Below are 2,780 nucleotides of genomic sequence, written 5' to 3' on the forward strand. Positions count from 1 at the left end.
GGGATGTTCCTGCAGATGCAGAGGAAATCATTCCCACAGCGGAAAATCGAAAATTAGGGCCTGTATCTAAATCTCAAAAAAGCAAAGAAACTTCTTCCTTAACTGACCCAGTATTGCTTTTATCAGGTGTTATTGCAGGCTTGTCATTAGTAATATGTTTAGCAATGGCAATCTCAGTATTCCTAAAAGGCACAAATGGATTTATGCAAAACCTTCAATCATTCCATCATATTTTACTATATCCCACATTTGCATACTTCATTGCAGGGACAATATTTATTATCCGTAGAGACCGTAATGGCGATAACGCTTAAAACTAACGGTAGCGATTAAAAAACAACAACATATTAAAATATTTTATGAAGTTAAAAACCCAACCTTGGGCAATTTATTTAACGGTATTTACATCCAGTATGGCGATTATGTTTTTGCAACTGGTTGCGGGTAGGGTAATAGCCCAATATTTAGGACAAAGTTTATTCACCTGGACAGGGATTATTGCTACAACACTTGCGGGTATTGCATTTGGAAATCATATCGGAGGAATACTTGCAGATAAGTTTTCAAACCACCGCACAATCCCGATACAATTTCTTTTAGCCTCTATGGTTATCCTTCTTATTTCTTATGCAAATCATATTCTTGGAAATTTAGGATTCCTTCTGAGTTTTTCTTGGGAATGGCGTATTTTTATACATATTTTTCTGCTATTCATAATACCCTTTTTATTGTTAGGCACAATCTCACCTGTTCTCACCCACTTATTAATACAAATTAGTTCTCAGGTAGGAATCCGTGTAGGGATTTTCTTCGCCTTTTCGTTGTTGGGAAGTCTTATCGGGACTTTTATAACGGGATATATTCTGCTTGCCTACTTTTCTTATACAACCTTGCTCATTATATCTTCCACCATTCTATTCCTTATTTCTATAGCCTACTTTGTTGCTGGAAACATATACAGACCTATCTTGCAGTCAGATGACGAAACCGATAATCAACAGGTGGAAAAGAACAAGGTTTCATGGGAAGGAGATTCGCAACCTTTTTATAAATTGCTTTTACTCTCTTTCTGGGCAGGTGCAGGGATAATGATACTGGAAATTGTTGCGGGTAGACTTCTGGCACAAAACTTTGGTAATTCGTTATACACATGGACAACAATAATCGGTGTGGTTTTGGGTTCTCTTTCTATTGGTGGTTATTTAGGTGGATATTTAGGACACCACTTTAACCCGCGAAAGATGATTACCTTCTTTTTATTTTTTACAAGTATAACTACATTATTTATTCCTTTATTACATATATTAGTGCCATGGAATTCTTTATTCTGGGACCTTTCCTGGCCTGTTCAAATATTCATACATTCCCTTATTGTTTTTGGTCCTGCAAGTATTGCCTTTGGAACCTTATCTCCGCTTTTGGTGCGTATGATTCCTGCTGAAGTAAAGGGAGAAATTCAGGGGAAAAAGATTGGTAAGATTTATGCAATGAATGCAATCGGGGGAATATTAGGAGTTCTGATAACCGGCTATTATACAATCGCCTATTGGGGTTCGAATTTAACATTAATGTTTATTGTAATTGTATCATCACTACTCTTTTTGTGGATAGCAAATAATAAATGGCTTGCAATTCCTTATGTCGGGTTCAGCCTTCTTCTAATGTTAAGTGCTATGGCTCCTTACTCACCATGGGATTCCCTCGCCATACAATTGGCAGTAAAAACATATCATACGCCCGATGTTATCCTCGAAAAGGAAAGTCATTACAACTATATCAAAGTTAGAACCCCAGACCCTGAACGCCCTTACATTAGAGACCTTATTTTGGATAAAATGATTCATAACCGTAAAGACATGAATCAGCCGTTGAAATTGATGGGTATCTACGAACATTTCTTTGATGCGGGGATTCGGTTTGCTTTTCAGGACACAGGTCCCAAACATATCCTCGTTATTGGTGGAGACGGATATACCTTCTGCCATTTTTTAGAAGTAGAATATCCGCAATGTAATATTGAAGTAGCAGAGATAGACCCCGAGGTTACAAAAACCGCACATACGGCATTAGGATTACCTGATGATACTCGTTTATCCATTTATCATCAGGACGGTCGAAATCGGGTGGAAGATTTAGTAAAGCAAATAAGGAAAGGAACACAAGAAGGCTTTTACGATTGCATTATTAACGACTCTTTTAGTGACTATACAGTCCCCTTTCATCTAACAACAAAAGAGTTTGTCGAAAAAATCTATACAATTTTATCTCCACGGGGTATTTATATGTGCAATATGATAGATTGCCTCCAATTTGCTAATTTTATTACTTCTATGTATAAAACTTGCAGCGAAGTATTCCCTTACACGTATGTATATTCAACCATGAACGACCCTATGGTAAGGGATACCTTTATCCTTATTTGTTCGAAGAAACCTATACCTGCGGAAGAAATAAAAGACTGGGTCCGCACGAAGCACGGCTCCAACGGTTATTATATTCCCGTAGAAAAAATAAAAGAACTCAATTCCTACAATTATGCACCAATACTCACAGACCAATATGCCCCCGTTGAAAACTTGCTGGCTCCTATGGTTTCGCTAACCGAAGAAACCCCATACATCCGCCGTTTAATACGCATCATTCAAAAAGCAGAAAAAGGGCAAACCCAACAAGCCACACAGGACCTAATGAGTATAATCCAGCAACGCCCCAATTTTAATGATGCCTATGTTATATTAACACAATTACTCATGCAGGAAAAACGATTTTCAGAAGCCATA

2 protein-coding genes are annotated in these 2,780 nt (G+C 37.6%); both read left to right on the forward strand.

Going from position 1 to position 2,780, the window contains the following annotated elements; genetic code table 11:
* Positions 1-314 (forward strand): hypothetical protein (locus tag PLA12_04055; GenBank protein ID HOQ31670.1); only part of this gene is annotated, 314 nt, incomplete at its 5' end.
* A 45-nt stretch (positions 315-359) separates the two neighbouring features.
* Positions 360-2,780, forward strand: a 2,421-nt coding sequence (locus PLA12_04060) for a fused MFS/spermidine synthase (protein ID HOQ31671.1), incomplete at its 3' end; no start/stop codon positions are given.

It is taken from the genome of Candidatus Hydrogenedens sp. (genome assembly GCA_035378955.1).
In the GTDB taxonomy this organism is placed as follows: Bacteria; Hydrogenedentota; Hydrogenedentia; order Hydrogenedentales; family Hydrogenedentaceae; genus Hydrogenedens.